This is a genomic window from Streptomyces sp. V4I2 (assembly GCF_030817655.1).
Classification (GTDB): Bacteria; Actinomycetota; Actinomycetes; order Streptomycetales; family Streptomycetaceae; genus Streptomyces; species Streptomyces plumbiresistens.
On the sequence record NZ_JAUSZM010000003.1, the window covers coordinates 3842693 to 3857264 of the forward strand.

Sequence of the window (14572 nt, forward strand, 5' to 3'; positions counted from 1 at the left end):
CCTTCGACTACCCGACCCCACCCACCCCAAACACAACGTGCGCCACATCACACGCCCCCAGCTTCTTTCCCGAACCACGTGCTTGATACAAATTGCCCGCGCGTTCCTGTCCGTCGACGGTCGTCGCCCACCCCCTTTCTGAGCCGCTTCTTTCGCATGCCCTGGGAACGCCCGTGTTCGCCCGCACCACCCCTTGGTCCCTCGTTGCCCTTTTCACAGCCGGGTACCTCGCCCCCTACCTCCTCCCGACCACCGTCGGCAGGCTCGACTCGGGGCTTCCGCTGTCCGCCACGCAGGCGGGCGCCATCGGCAGTGCCCTGCTGCTGAGTTCGGCGGCGGCGGGCTTCCTGCTCGCCTCCCGCGTCGAGCGGATCGGCGCCCGGACCCTGGCCCGCGCCGGACTGGCCCTGGCCTTTGTCGGCTACGGCACCGCCGCCCTGACCGCCTCCGTCCCGGCCGTGGTCGCGGGCGCCCTGCTGGGCGGCTTCGGCTCCGGTACGGCCACCACGGTCGCCGCCACCGGAATCGCCGCCCAGCCGGACCCGCACCGCACGACCACACTGGGCCTGCTGAGCGTCTCCGCGCTCGCGGGCACGGTCTATCTGACGGTCCCGCACCTCGGCCCCGCCCACGGACTGCCGCTCGCCGCGATCGCCCTGACCGCGGCCGCCGTCTGGCCTCTGACGAGCCGCCTCCCGGTCCGTACGGCCGCCACCCGGCAGGCCCGCCGGAACCAGGACCCGCTGCCCCACCTGCGTGCCGGTCTCGTCCTCGCCGTCGCCATGCTCTTCTGGTCGCTCGCGCAGAACTCCCTGTGGGGTGTCAGCGGCCGGATCGGCCTCACGCAGGCGCATCTGACGGAGGCGACCGTCGGCGTCGTCTTCGCCGCTGCGCTGGGCGCCGGGCTCCTCGGGGTGATCGGCGCGGGCGCGCTCGGGCCGCGACTCGGCCGGGCCCTGCCCGTCGGCGCGGGCACCGTCCTCATCGCCGGCTGCATCGCGCTGAGCGCCTCCGCCACCGACCTGCCGAACTTCGCGGCCGGCGAGATCGCCTGGAACACGCTCTACCCGATCGTCCTGTCGTACGTCATCGGCCTCGCCGCCTCCCTCGACCCGCGCGGCCGCTGGGCGGTGCTCGTCGGCTCCGCGTCCTCGCTCGGTACGGCCGCCGGGCCGCTCATCGGCAGTCTGCTGGCCGCCGAGGCCGGCTTCCCGGCCATGGGCGCGCTCCTCGCCCTCGGGCTCCTGGCCGTCACGCTCCCGATGACCGCCGTGGCCCTGCACACCGGCGGGCGCCCCCTGCTCACCGGCGCGGTGCGCCGCCGGGGCGGCACCCCGGCCGCCGTGGTCGCCGCCTCGACCGGCACCCCGGCGGACGCGCTCCCGCAGGCGGGGCTCTCCGAACAGCCGGTCGTGGAGATCCCGATCGACGCCCCGGCCGTCCCTGCCCGGCAGTCCTACGACACGGCAGGACCCCGGCAGGCGGGCACCGCCGCACCGGGGTCCTGACAGACCGACGGCCTACGGGAACCCGCCGGCCTACGGGAACTCGTACGCCTCCACCTCGGCCAGATACCGCGCCCGCCGCTCCTCGTCGTGCTCCAGGAAGGACGCGACGAAGGAGTTGCGGGCCAGCTCACGCAGCCGGTCCTCACCGAGGCCCAGCGCCTGGCGTACGGCGTCGAAGTTGTCGCCCGCGTAGCCGCCGAAGTAGGCCGGGTCGTCGGAGTTGACCGTGCACAGCAGCCCGGCCTCCAGCATCGCGGGCAGCGGGTGCTCGGCGAGGACGTCGACGGCACGCAGCCGGACGTTGGAGAGGGGGCAGAGGGTCAGCGGGACGCGGTCCCGGACGAGCCGCTCGACCAGTTCGGGCGACTCCATGCACCGCAGCCCGTGGTCGATCCGCTCGACGCCGAGTATGTCCAGGGCCTCGGTGATGTACTCCGGCGGCCCCTCCTCACCGGCGTGCGCCACGCGCCGCAGACCCAGGGCAGCGGCGGACTCGTACACCTCGCGGAACTTCACCGGCGGATGCCCGACCTCGGCCGAGTCGAGCCCGATGCCGACGATCCGGTCGAGATACGGCTTCGCCGCCTCCAGCGTCTGCAGCGCCGACTCGGCGGACTCGTCGCGCAGGAAGCACATGATCAGCTGCGTGGAGACGCCGTGCGCGGACTCGCTGTTCCCCAGCGCCTGCCACAGCCCCTCGACGACCGTCCCCATGCCGACCCCGCGCGCGATGTGGGCCTGCGGGTCGAAGAAGATCTCCGCGTGCCGCACGCCCTGCGCGGCGGCGCGGGCGAGGTAGGCGTTCGCGAGGTCCGCGAAGTCCTGCTCGGTGCGGAGCACGGCCATGAGCTCGTAGTACAGGTTCAGGAACGACTGGAGGTCCTCGAACTGGTACGCCTTGCGCAGCTCGTCCGTGTCGGCGTACGGCAGCTCGACGCCGTTGCGCGCGGCCAGCTCGAAGGCCAGCTCCGGCTCCAGAGTGCCTTCGATATGGAGGTGCAGTTCAGCTTTGGGGAGGGGCATCGAAGCATGGTACGGGGGTTTCACCGACGCTTCGGAACCGGCACCCTCAGCAGATCGTGCGCGACCGTCAGCTCCCCCTCGAACCCGGCGGCCCGCGCCTGCTGCTCGAACGCGTCCGGCTCGGAGTAGCGCTGGCTGAAGTGGGTGAGCACGAGGTGCCGCACACCGGCGTCCCGGGCGGCCCGCGCCGCCTGACCTGATGTCAGGTGGCCGTGCTCGACGGCCAGTTGCTCGTCCTCGTCGAGGAAGGTCGACTCGATGACCAGCAGGTCGCAGCCCTCGGCGAGCGCGTGCACGCCGTCACACAGCCGGGTGTCCATGACGAACGCGAACCGCTGGCCGCGACGGGTCTCGCTGACGTCGTCGAGCAGGACGCCGTCCAGCGAACCGTCGCGCTGGAGGCGGCCGACGTCCGGGCCCTTGATGCCGTGCGCGGCGAGCCGGTCGGGCAGCATGCGGCGGCCGTCGGGCTCGATGAGGCGATAGCCGTAGGACTCGACGGGGTGGGAGAGCTTGCGGGCCTCCAGGGTGTAGCCGCCCGGTTCGGCGATCACGCCGTCCGCGCTCACCGGCGCCTCGACGAGCTGGACCGTCTCGCGGTAGGCGGTGGCGTACCGCAGCCGGTTGAAGAACCGCTGCCCGGAGCGCGGATAGTGGGCGGTCACCTCGTGCGGGACCCGGTCGAGGTTGATGCGCTGGATGACTCCGGCGAGGCCCAGCGAGTGGTCGCCGTGGAAGTGCGTCACGCAGATCCGGTTCAGGTCGTGCGCGGCGACCCCGGCGCGCAGCATCTGCCGCTGTGTGCCCTCGCCGGGGTCGAACAGGATGCCCTCGCCGTCCCACCGCAGCAGGTAGCCGTTGTGGTTGCGGTGCCGGGTCGGGACCTGGCTCGCGGTGCCGAGGACCACCAGTTCACGTACGGACACGTCGAGTTACCCGGGGGGCCACTCGAGGCCGCGGCCGCCGAGGACGTGCGCGTGGGCGTGCCAGACGGTCTGCCCGGCGCCGCTGCCGGTGTTGAAGATGATGCGGTAGCTCTCCAGCTTCTCGTCGTCGGCGACGGCCTGGGTCTCGCGCAGCACGTCGGCGGCGAGCTCCGGCGCGGCGGTGGCGAGCGCGGCGGCGTCCCGGTGGTGGGCCTTCGGGATCACCAGGACGTGGGTGGGCGCCTGGGGGTTGATGTCCCGGAACGCGACGGTCGTGTCGGTCTCACGGACGATCGTCGCCGGGATGCTCCCCGCGACGATCTTGCAGAACAGACAGTCGTCCTGCGGTTCCCCTGCCATGCGTGTGCCTCCTTCACGCCGGTGATCTCTTACAAGGGGCATGCTATCGAGGCGAGGTCCACCTCTTGTCCGACCGAGTCGGGCATAGGCCGGGGGGCGGAGCCCCCCGGGACGGTCACGGCAACGCGGGCGGAACCTTGGCAGGCGCCGACTCCAACGCTTCCAACGCCAGCCGAACCGCCTCGTCCAGCTGTACGTCCCGCCCCGCCGCGTGATCCTGAGGCCGCTGCACGACCTCGACGTCCGGATCAACGCCGTGGTTCTCCACGCCCCACTCGTACCCCTCCAGCCAGAACGCGTACTTCGGCTGCGTGATCAGCGTCCCGTCGACCAGCCGGTACCGGCTGTCGATCCCGATCACCCCGCCCCACGTCCGGGTCCCGATGACCGGCCCGATCCCGAGCGCCTTGATCGCCGCGTTGACGATGTCCCCGTCCGACCCGGAGAACTCGTTCGCGACGGCGACCACCGGCCCCCGGGGCGCGTCGTGCGGATAGCTGTACGGCCGCATCCCGCGCGGCACGGCCCAGCCGACGATCCGCCGGGCCAGCTTCTCGACGACGAGCTGGGACGTGTGCCCACCTCGGTTCTCGCGGACGTCGACGACCAGCCCTTCCCGTGCCACCTCCACCCGCAGGTCGCGGTGGATCTGGGCCCAACCGGGCGCCTGCATGTCCGGCACGTGCAGATACCCCAGCCGGCCGCCGGACTTCTCGTGGACGTACGCCCGCCGGTCCGCGACCCATGCGTGGTAGCGGAGCGGTTCCTCGTCCGCCGTCGGCACGACCACCGCGTGCCGTACCTCGCCCCCGCCGGACGGCGAGATGGTCAGCTCGACCGGCTTGCCCGCCGTACCGACGAGGAGCGGACCGGGCCCGGTCACCGGGTCGACCGGCATCCCGGCCACCGCGACGATCGCGTCCCCGGCGCGGACCGCGACACCGGGGGCGGCGAGCGGGGAGCGGGCGTCCGGGTCGGAGGTCTCGGTCGGGAGGATGCGGTCGATGACCCAAGTGCCGTCCGCATGGCGGGAGATGTCCGCGCCGAGCAGTCCCTGCCGGGGCCCGCCGCCGTGGCCGCCGCGCGGGACGACGTAGGCGTGCGAGGTGCCCAGCTCGCCCTGGACCTCCCACAGCAGGTCGACGAGGTCGTCGTGGGTGGCGACCCGGTCCAGCACCGGACGGTAGCGGTCGAGGACGCCGGGCCAGTCGACCCCGTTCATGTCCGGGCGCCAGAAGTGGTCCCGCATGACGCGGCCCGTCTCCTCGTACATCTGCCGCCACTCGGCCGCCGGGTCGACTCTCTGCCGTACGCGGGTGAGGTCGACGGTGATGTTCGTGTCGCTGTCGTCGTCGTTCGAGGCGCGCCGGTCGCTGGGGACGACCTTGAGCCGGCCGTCGGTCCACAGCAGGACGCGCTTGCCGTCGCCGCTGACCTGGAAGTGGTCGGCGTCGGCGGCGAGGTGCTCGATGCGCTGCTGGGCGAGGTCGTAGCGCTCCAGCTCGGTGTGCGGGTCCGGGTCGTCCGGGGTGGCCCGGGAGGAGCCGAGGACACCGCGCACCGGGTGCCGCAGCCACAGCACACCGTCCTTCGCCGCGCGCAGGTTGGAGTAGCGGGCCGCCTCCACGGGGAAGGGCACGATCCGGTCGGCGAGGCCTTCGAGGTCGATGCGGGTGGCCGGGGTGCCCTCGCTGTCGGGCGTCTCGTCCTTGTCGGGGGCCTCGAAGGGGCGGCCGTGCCGCTGCGGGCCGAACGGCGAGGGCGTGGTCGCGGCCAGCGTGATCAGGTGCGGGCGGTCGCCGACCACGAAGGCCAGGTCGAAGACGTGCTCGTCGTAGACCGGGTCGAAGGAGCGGTTGGAGAGGAAGGCGAGGTGCTTGCCGTCGAGGGTGAAGGCCGGGGCGTAGTCCCGGAACCGTAGCGGGGTCGCCTCGGTGACGGACAGGTCGGTGGTGTTGGCGAGCCGGAGCTGGCGCAGCGGGCCGGGGCCGGGGGTGCGACCAGGCGAGCCAGGCCGAGTCGGGTGAGAAGACCAGCCCGGTGACGTCGCCCTCCTCGCTGCGGTCGACCTCGCGGACCTCGCCCGTCTCACGTTCGACGAGCAGGACCCGTCCGTCGTGCGCGGCGACCGCGGCCCGGCTGCCGTCGGGTGCCATGGCGAGCCCGAGGACCCGGCCCAGCTGTCCGGCGGCGAGGCGGCGTGGGGTGGCGCCGGGCGCGTGGCCGGTGGCGGGCGCGAACTCCAGGGCGTCGTCGCCCTCGGCGTCCGTCACCCACACCACCCATTCCTCGCCCTCGGCGCGGAAGGTGCGCGGCAGCCGGGCCCGGACGCCGGGTTCGGCGGAGAGGGCGCGGGCCGGTCCGGCGCGGTGGGTGACCCAGTGGACGGCGCCGCGCACGGCGACCGCGCTGCCGCGCGCGGTGTGGTCGGGGGCGGCCGACCCGAACCAGCGGGTGGCGTTCACCGTGAACGGCTGCCGGTCGGTGTGCTGCCCGCCGAGCCGTACGTCGAGGCGGCGGGGCTCGGCGCCGTCGAGGTCGTCGAGGATCCACAGTTCACCGGCGGAGGAGTACACGACCCGGGTGCCGTCCCCGGCCGCGTGCCGGGCGTAGTAGCCGTCGAGTGGGGTGTGCCGCCGCAGGTCGGAGCCGTCGGCGAGGGAGGAGTACAGCGCGCCGACGCCCTCGTGATCGGACAGGAAGGCGATCCGGTCGCCCGTCCACACGGGGTACTCGATGTTCCCGTCGAGGTCTTCGTGCAGCCGTACGAACTCGCCCGCACCCTCCCCGTCGCGGACGTCCCTGTCGATCCACAGCTTGCCCGCCGTACCGCCCCGGTACCGCTTCCACCAGGCCGCCTCGCGTCCCATCGGCGCGGACAGCAGGACCGTGCCGGGACCTCCGTGGGCGACATCGCCGACGGGTCCGTACGGCAGGGTCGTGGCCGGGCCTCCGTCGAGCGGGATCGCGCGGGCCCAGCTGCGGCGCAGGCTGGCCTGGCCGTAGGTGCTGAGCGCGAGGACCTCGCCGTCCGCAGTCCAGCCGCGCACCTGGGTGCGGGAACTGCCCCAGTGGGTCAGGCGTTTGGACGGTCCGCCGTCGACCGGGGCGATGTGCACCTCGGGGGCGCCGTCGCGGGTGGAGGTCCAGGCGACGGTGGTGCCGTCGGGCGAGATACGGGGGTGGGTGACCGGCACGTTGTCGGCACTGACCCGCCAGGCCCGGCCGCCGTCGAGCGGGGCGAGCCACACGTCGTCCTCGGCGGTGAAGGCGACCAACTCGCCGTGCAGGTGGGGGAACCGGAAATACGCTGAGGCTGCGGCGGTCGCTGGCTGTGTCACCCGATCACCCTATGCACGCCCAGCGACCGGGGACAGGGGTTTGAACCAGGTTTGGATCACGTGCCCGACCGCCCCGGACGGCGGCTCACTTGCCGTCCGGCCAGCACTGGGGCGCCTTCTGGCAGTACACAGTCTTGGTGACGGTCACCGTGACCGTCGGTCCCGGCTGGTCGGGGTTGTTGACGGGCGGGGTGGTCCGCGCGTCGCAGTTCCCCAGCCCCTCCACGTGGAACCACTCCTTGCCGTCGATCTTCGCGGTGAGGTCCCCGCGCACACACGCACCGCTGACCGCGCGGGTGACCTTGCCGGTGACGGTGATGTCCTTGCCGTCGTCGGTCTCGCCCTCGCAGTCGACGTCGGCGACGGCGTTCTCGGTGGCCGTGGGCGTCGAGCCGCTGTCGCCGTACGAGGCCGTGCAGTTGAGCCAGCGCACCTCCGCGTTCTGCCGCTCCAGCTCGTCCGTCACGGTCTGGTCGGTCGTGTACGCCACGGTCGCGGAGTTCAGTCCGCTGGGATCGCAGGCGACCGTCCCGCCCACGGCGAGCACGCCCAGCACCACCGCAGCCGCCACCCGCCGCCCGCGCGGCCGACGCCGAATCCTCCTCAACGCCCCCATGCGCGGCAGCCTGCCACCGTCCCGGCCGTCGCGGTAGAGCGCATATGGCCACCCCGCGCGCCCCACCTCTACCGTGGACGGATGCGCAAGCAACACAGCCCGCGAAGGCTCGTCGTGGACGAGCGGACCGTCTACCTGTGGACCGTCCGCCACTGGCACGGCGACGGCGAGCCCTGCCGCGAGACCCTCAGCCTGAACCGCGACGGCATCCGCACCCGGATCGTCTTCCGGTCCGGCGAGGGACGCGACGCCGGCGGCGGCTACCCCGGCCACTCGGGCGGCGTGAGCGACGCCCACGGCCACTACGCCAACCTGAACGAACCCGGCGTCGTACGCGCCCTGGTGGACGAGGCGTCGAGGCGCGGACTGCTGTCCGGAGGCGGGGAGGTGGACGGCTGGGAGCTGCTTCCTGCCGTGGCCGTCAGCCGCGCAGGAGCAGCCACTGCCACTCCTGGAGTCCAGCAGGCGGCCCCTGCTCCAGACCGTCACCAGCCAGGCAGCAGGGGCCGCACCGAAGCTCCACGCACGTCGGCGTAGAAGTGTTGACGTCCTCACCTGTGCGAACGCAGACGATTCCGGTCCGTGCCGTGCGCGGCACCACCACGGGTTCCTGCTTCGCAGGCCCTCGCCGTTGCCGGATGGCACCGGTCTTACATGGGGCCCTGTACATCCGCCCAAGGGGTTACGCATCGTACAAGCGGCCGACGTCAGGACCAGCGGCCGGAGCGGCCGAGGAGCAGGGAGGTCGCGGCGGTCCCGGCGGTCGACGTGCGCAGCACGGTCGGCCCGAGCCGGTACGCCTTCGCGCCCGCCTCCTCGAAGAGCGCCAACTCCTCGGGGGAGACACCGCCTTCGGGACCGACGACGAGGACGATCTCGCCCTCGGCGGGCAGTTCGGCGGTGGCGAGGGTCTCCGCGCCGCTCTCGTGCAGTACGGCGGCGAAGTCGGCTTTGGCGAGAAGTGCCGCAACCTGCTTGCTCGTCGCTGCGTCCGCGACCTCGGGGAAGCGGGCCCGGCGGGACTGCTTGCCGGCCTCGCGGGCGGTGGCCCGCCACTTGCCGAGCGCCTTCGGACCGCGGTCGCCCTTCCACTGCGTGATGCAGCGGGAGGCCGCCCAGGGCACGATCGCGTCGACGCCGGTCTCGGTCATCGTCTCGACGGCCAACTCGCCCCGGTCGCCCTTGGGAAGAGCCTGCACGACGGTGATACGCGGGGACGGGGGAGGTTCCTCGGACACGCCGGCCATGTGGACGATCAGCCGGTCCTTGCCCTCGGTGCCGACCACCTCGCACTCGGCGCGGCGCCCGGCACCGTCCGTGAGGACGACGCTCTCCCCGGGCCGCAGCCGCTTCACGGAGACGGCGTGGCGCCCTTCGGGCCCGTCGAGGACGTACCGCCCGGCGCCGTCGGCGTCGAAGTGCTCGACGACGAACACCGGCGCCGTCACAGCGCCCCGCCTCGCGACAACGCTGTCCCGGCGGCGCCGAGTTCGGCCGCCAGCACCTCCACCAGCTGCCCGGCGGGCAGTTCGCGGGCCATTCGGTGCCCCTGCCCCGCCCACAGCGCCATGCCCTGTGCGTCGCCCGCCTTGGCGGCCGCCTTGCGCAGCGGCGAGGTCAGGTGGTGGATCTCCGGGTAGGCCGCGGGGGCGTACGGGCCGTGCTCGCGCAGGAAGCGGTTGACCAGCCCGCGGGCCGGGCGGCCGGAGAAGGCGCGGGTCAACTCGGTACGCACGAAAAGGGGGTTGGTCAGTGCCTGCTTGTGCACGGCGCTCGCGCCGGACTCGGGGGTGGCGAGGAACGCCGTGCCGAGCTGGGCCGCGCTCGCGCCCGCGGCCAGCACGGCGGCGATCTGGCTGCCTCGCATGATGCCGCCGGCGGCGACGATCGGGATGGTCACGGTCTCGCGGACCTGCGCGATCAGGGAGAGCAGGCCTATGCCGGAGCCGTCGGCCTCCGGGATGTCACGGTGCGTGCCCTGGTGGCCGCCCGCCTCCACGCCCTGCGCGATCACCGCGTCGGCGCCCGCCCGCTCCACGGCGAGGGCCTCCTCCGCGGTGGTCGCGGTGACCAGGGTGAAGGTGCCGGCCCGGCGCAGCGAGTTCAGGACGTCCGGGCTCGGCACACCGAAGTGGAACGACACCACCGGCACCGGGTTGTCGAGCAGCACCGCGAGCTTGGCCTCGTAGCCGTCGTCGCGGCCGCTCTCCGGGTCGCCGAGCTCGGTCTCGTACCAGGCGGCCTCGCCGGCCAGCTGGTGGGCGTACACGTCGACGGCGGCCGGGTCCGCGTACTCCGGCTGCGGCATGAAGAGGTTCGCCCCGAAGGGACGGCCCGTGAGGCTCCGCAGCTGCTTGATCTCCTGGTACAGCCCGTCGGCCGTCTTGTACCCGGCGGCCAGGAACCCCAGCCCACCCGCCTCGGACACGGCAGCAGCGAGCGTCGGCACGGAGACGCCGCCCGCCATGGGGGCCTGCACGATCGGATAAGGGAAGAGATCGGTCAGTGCGGAGGACATGACGGCATGTTGTCACGTCCTCCGAACAAGTCCGAATCGAACCTTCCCCTCGGCATACGCCAGCTGCAACCAGCCCGTCCGGCGTTTGAGGACGAGGCCTTTCGGGCCGAAGCGGGGGTCTGGGGGCGCAGCCCCCAGGGACGGGAAGGGTAGGGGCGGCGGGGGCGAAAAAAGCCCTGCGCCGCCACCCGTCAGCGACCGTTGAAGGCATCCTTCAACCGCGAGAACAACCCTTGCTGCCCCGGCTGACTGTGTCTGCCCGGGGGACAACCCCCGGACCCCCGGCAGCCCTCCCTCAACTCGCGTCAGCGGCCATTGAAGGCATCCTTCAACCGCGAGAACAACCCTTGCTGCCCCGGCTGGAACTGCCCCAGAGGCCGCTCCTCGCCCCGCAGCTTCGCCAGCTCCCGCAGCAACCGCTCCTGCTCGGGATCCAGCTTGTTCGGGGTCTGGACCTCGACGTGAACGATGAGGTCACCGCGCCCGCCGCCGCGCAGGTGTGTGACGCCGCGGCCGTGCAGCGGGATCGACTGGCCGGACTGGGTGCCCGGGCGGATGTCGACCTCTTCCAGGCCGTCCAGCGTCTCCAGCGGGACCTTGGTGCCGAGGGACGCCGCGGTCATCGGCAGCGTGACCGTGCAGTGCAGATCGTCACCCCGCCGCTGGAACTGCGAGTGCGGCAGCTCGTGGATCTCGACGTACAGGTCACCGGCGGGACCGCCACCGGGCCCGACCTCGCCCTCGCCGGCGAGCTGGATGCGGGTGCCGTTGTCGACACCGGCGGGGATCTTGACGGTGAGGGTACGGCGGGACCGTACCCGCCCGTCGCCGGCGCACTCCGGGCACGGCGTCGGGACCACCGTGCCGAAGCCCTGGCACTGCGGGCAGGGCCGCGAGGTCATGACCTGGCCCAGGAAGGACCGCGTCACCTGCGACACCTCACCGCGGCCGCGGCACATGTCACAGGTCTGCGCGGAGGTCCCCGGCGCCGCGCCCTCACCACTGCAGGTGGTGCAGACGATCGCCGTGTCGACCTGGATGTCCTTCGTGGTGCCGAAGGCCGCCTCGTCGAGCTCGACCTCCAGCCGGATCATCGCGTCCTGGCCGCGCCGGGTGCGCGAACGCGGACCCCGCTGGGACGCCGTACCGAAGAAGGCGTCCATGATGTCCGAGAAGTTCCCGAAGCCGCCCGCACCGAAGCCGCCCGCGCCACCGGCGCCGCCGGCCTGCGAGAGCGGGTCGCCGCCGAGGTCGTAGACCTGCTTCTTCTGCGGGTCCGACAGCACCTCGTAGGCGGCGTTGATCTCCTTGAACCGCTCTTGGGTCTTCGGATCGGGGTTGACGTCCGGATGCAGCTCGCGTGCGAGCCGCCGGAAGGCCTTCTTGATCTCTTCCTGCGACGCGTCGCGGCGCACGCCGAGAACGGCGTAGTAGTCCGTGGCCACTTACGACTCCGCCAGGATCTGTCCGACGTACCGTGCCACTGCGCGTACCGCTCCCATCGTTCCCGGGTAATCCATGCGGGTCGGTCCGACCACGCCGAGCTTGGCGACTGCCTCGCCGCCCGAACCGTAGCCGACCGACACCACCGAAGTGGAGTTGAGTCCCTCGTAGGCGTTCTCGTGACCGATGCGTACGGTCATGCCCGAATCCCCCGCCTCGCCAAGGAGCTTGAGGAGCACGACCTGCTCCTCCAAGGCTTCCAGAACGGGCCGGATGGTGAGGGGAAAGTCATGTCCGAAGCGGGTGAGATTGGCGGTGCCGCCGATCATCAGCCGCTCCTCGTTCTCCTCGACGAGCGTCTCCAGCAGAGTGGAGAGCACCGTCGAGACAGTGCCGCGGTCCTCGGCGTCGAAGGCCTCGGGCAGGTCCTCCACCAGCTGCGGCACATCGGCGAAGCGGCGACCGGCGATCCGGCTGTTGAGCCGCGCCCGCAGATCGGCCAGCGACGCCTCACCGAACGGCGCCGGGCAGTCGACCATCCGCTGCTCGACCCGCCCGGTGTCCGTGATCAGGACGAGCATCACGCGCGCGGGGGCCAGCGACAGCAGCTCGACGTGCCGCACCGTCGACCGTGTGAGCGACGGGTACTGCACGACGGCGACCTGCCGCGTCAGCTGCGCGAGCAGCCGTACGGTCCGCGCCACGACGTCGTCGAGATCGACGGCGCCGTCGAGGAAGTTCTGGATCGCGCGCCGCTCGGGCCCGGTCATCGGCTTGACGCCGGCCAGCTTGTCGACGAACAGCCGATAGCCCTTGTCGGTCGGGATCCGCCCCGCGCTGGTGTGCGGCTGGGCGATGAACCCCTCGTCCTCCAGGGCCGCCATGTCGTTACGCACGGTCGCCGGGGAGACACCGAGGTTGTGCCGCTCGGTGAGCGCCTTGGAGCCGACCGGCTCCTCGGTGCCGACGTAGTCCTGGACGATGGCGCGCAGCACCTGAAGCCTGCGTTCACTCAGCATCGCGCACACCTCCAGAAAGTCGACCCCTCGGCGCCCCGCCTGGCACTCGTCACATCCGAGTGCCAACGCACCCCGGCCAGTGTACGGCTGTCGGGTACGCCCGGGGCAAGGCCGGGCCTGCGAGGTCGTGCCCGAGGAGGCTTCCCCGCTAGCGTCGCGGTATGACGGTGACTTGGGAAGAGCTGCGGTGGGAGCGGCTGGCCACCGGGGTCGGCCGGTGCCGGCTTCCGGTCTGGGACTGCACGGCGGGGCTGGTCGTCGGGGCGGGCGCGGCCCTGCTGATCGACGCCGGGTCGAGCCTGGCGGAGGGGGTACGGCTGCGGGCGCAGGCGGAGGAGCTCGCCGGCCACCGTGTGACCCATCTCGCGCTCACCCACCCCCACTTCGACCATGTCTTCGGGGCGGCGGCGTTCGCGGGGGCGGAGGTGTTCGGCGCGGTCGGCGTCGACACGGTGTTCACCGCCCGGCACGGCCGCGAGGAGCTGCGCGCGGACGCGGTGGGCAACGGGCTCGACGCGCACCTGGCCGACGAGGCCGTCGACGCCCTGGCCCTGCCCCGCCATCACGTCTCCGGCGAGTGGACCCTCGACCTGGGAGGCGGCCGCCAGGTCCTGCTGGCGAACGTGGGCCCGGCCCACACGGCCCACGACCTCGTGGTGCTGGTCCCCGGCTCGCCGGAGGTGGTCTTCTGCGGCGACCTCGTCGAGGAGTCCGGCGAACCCCAGGCGGGCCGGGACGCCGTACCGTCCCACTGGCCGGCCGCCCTGGACCGGCTGCTGGACCTGGGCGGCGAGGACGCGCTGTACGTGCCCGGTCACGGAGCGGTGGTGGACGCGGCGTTCGTACGGGCGCAGCGGGACGCCCTGGCGGACCGCTTCGGCGTGTCGCTGTGACCGCCGCCGAGCTCCTCCTATCGTCATCCGAATGCGCCAGTACACTCCGGACCTGACCCCGCCGTGGAAGAAGCCCAAGCCGGCCCCCGAGGTCCCGGCCGAGCCCGGCCTGGTGGTCGAGGAGCCGGGGACGGGCTTCTGCGGTGCGGTGATCCGCTGCGAGGCGGGCACGGTCACCCTGGAGGACCGCTTCGGCAAGCACCGCGTGTTCCCCCTGGAGCCGCGCGGCTTCCTCCTGGAGGGCCGGGTGGTGACCCTCGTACGCCCCACCGGCCAGGCTCCGGTACGCCCCGCCCGCACCGCCTCCGGTTCGGTCGCCGTCCCCGGCGCCCGCGCGCGCGTGGCCCGCGCCGGGCGCATCTACGTCGAGGGCCGGCACGACGCCGAGCTGGTCGAGAAGGTGTGGGGCGACGACCTGCGCATCGAGGGCGTGGTCGTGGAGTACCTGGAGGGCGTCGACGACCTCCCGTCCATCGTCGAGGACTTCGCGCCGGGGCCGGATGCCCGGCTGGGCGTCCTGGTGGACCACCTGGTCCCGGGCAGCAAGGAGTCCCGTATCGCGGCGTCGGTGACCAGCGAGCACGCCCTCGTCGTCGGCCACCCGTACATCGACATCTGGGAGGCGGTGAAGCCGTCGGCCGTCGGAATCGAGGCCTGGCCCCGCGTCCCGCACGGCCAGGACTGGAAGACGGGCGTGTGCCGGGCACTGGGCTGGCCGGAAAACACGGGCGCGGTATGGCAGGCGATCCTGAAGCGGGTGGGGTCTTACCGGGACCTGGAGCCGGAGCTGCTGGGCCGGGTGGAGGAACTGATCGACTTCGTGACGGCCCCGGAGTAGGGCCGCGCGCCAGGGTTTTTCGCCCCCGCCGCCCCTACCCGTCCCATCCTTCTGGGGCTCCGCCCCAGACCCCGCTCCTCAAACGCC

12 protein-coding genes and 1 pseudogene are annotated in these 14572 nt (G+C 72.6%); 4 read left to right on the forward strand and 9 right to left on the reverse strand.

Going from position 1 to position 14572, the window contains the following annotated elements:
* Positions 1-173: 173 nt before the first annotated feature.
* Positions 174-1508 carry an MFS transporter gene (locus tag QFZ76_RS18335; protein ID WP_307674749.1) on the forward strand — a complete coding sequence of 445 codons (1335 nt, stop codon included), beginning with the start codon at positions 174-176 and terminating at the stop codon, positions 1506-1508.
* A 30-nt stretch (positions 1509-1538) separates the two neighbouring features.
* On the opposite strand, the gene QFZ76_RS18340 is transcribed toward QFZ76_RS18335, so the two are convergent.
* From QFZ76_RS18340 to QFZ76_RS18360, 5 genes and pseudogenes are all read right to left on the reverse strand, one after another.
* Entirely contained in the window at positions 1539-2531 is a 993-nt protein-coding gene (locus QFZ76_RS18340; protein ID WP_307674750.1) for an adenosine deaminase, read from the reverse strand.
* Between the two features lie 20 nt (positions 2532-2551).
* Positions 2552-3457: a ribonuclease Z gene (locus QFZ76_RS18345; RefSeq protein ID WP_307674751.1), complete on the reverse strand. Its 906-nt coding sequence runs from the start codon at positions 3455-3457 to the stop codon at positions 2552-2554.
* A gap of 6 nt (positions 3458-3463) precedes the next feature.
* Positions 3464-3817: a histidine triad nucleotide-binding protein gene (locus QFZ76_RS18350; RefSeq protein WP_307674752.1), complete on the reverse strand. Its 354-nt coding sequence runs from the start codon at positions 3815-3817 to the stop codon at positions 3464-3466.
* Between the two features lie 115 nt (positions 3818-3932).
* Positions 3933-7158: pseudogene (locus QFZ76_RS18355) on the reverse strand (S41 family peptidase).
* 85 nt (positions 7159-7243) lie between these two features.
* Positions 7244-7774 (reverse strand): hypothetical protein, encoded by a 531-nt coding sequence (locus QFZ76_RS18360; RefSeq protein WP_307674753.1) that lies wholly within the window; start codon positions 7772-7774, stop codon positions 7244-7246.
* Positions 7775-7855: 81 nt separating this feature from the next.
* On the opposite strand from QFZ76_RS18360, the gene QFZ76_RS18365 reads away from it, so the two are divergent.
* Positions 7856-8311 carry a hypothetical protein gene (locus QFZ76_RS18365; RefSeq protein WP_307674754.1) on the forward strand — a complete coding sequence of 152 codons (456 nt, stop codon included), beginning with the start codon at positions 7856-7858 and terminating at the stop codon, positions 8309-8311.
* A gap of 170 nt (positions 8312-8481) precedes the next feature.
* On the opposite strand, the gene QFZ76_RS18370 is transcribed toward QFZ76_RS18365, so the two are convergent.
* From QFZ76_RS18370 to hrcA, 4 genes are all read right to left on the reverse strand, one after another.
* Positions 8482-9222, reverse strand: a complete 741-nt coding sequence (locus QFZ76_RS18370) for a 16S rRNA (uracil(1498)-N(3))-methyltransferase (protein WP_307674755.1) — start codon at positions 9220-9222, stop codon at positions 8482-8484.
* Positions 9219-10292, reverse strand: coding sequence for a nitronate monooxygenase (locus tag QFZ76_RS18375; RefSeq protein ID WP_307674756.1), 1074 nt, complete (start codon positions 10290-10292; stop codon positions 9219-9221). The genes QFZ76_RS18370 and QFZ76_RS18375 overlap by 4 nt, the downstream gene beginning before the upstream one ends.
* Positions 10293-10597: 305 nt before the next feature.
* Complete coding sequence (gene dnaJ / locus QFZ76_RS18380; RefSeq protein WP_266439653.1) at positions 10598-11737, reverse strand: molecular chaperone DnaJ; 1140 nt, start codon at positions 11735-11737, stop codon at positions 10598-10600.
* Positions 11738-12754, reverse strand: coding sequence for a heat-inducible transcriptional repressor HrcA (hrcA, locus tag QFZ76_RS18385; protein WP_307674757.1), 1017 nt, complete (start codon positions 12752-12754; stop codon positions 11738-11740).
* Positions 12755-12915: 161 nt separating this feature from the next.
* Here hrcA and QFZ76_RS18390 point away from each other — a divergent pair, with 161 nt between their 5' ends.
* Entirely contained in the window at positions 12916-13647 is a 732-nt protein-coding gene (locus tag QFZ76_RS18390; protein ID WP_307674758.1) for an MBL fold metallo-hydrolase, read from the forward strand.
* A 31-nt stretch (positions 13648-13678) separates the two neighbouring features.
* The gene (locus QFZ76_RS18395; protein WP_307674759.1) at positions 13679-14485 is read left to right on the forward strand and encodes a DUF3097 domain-containing protein; all 807 of its coding nucleotides are present in this window, start codon (positions 13679-13681) and stop codon (positions 14483-14485) included.
* The last annotated feature ends 87 nt before the right edge of the window (positions 14486-14572 follow it).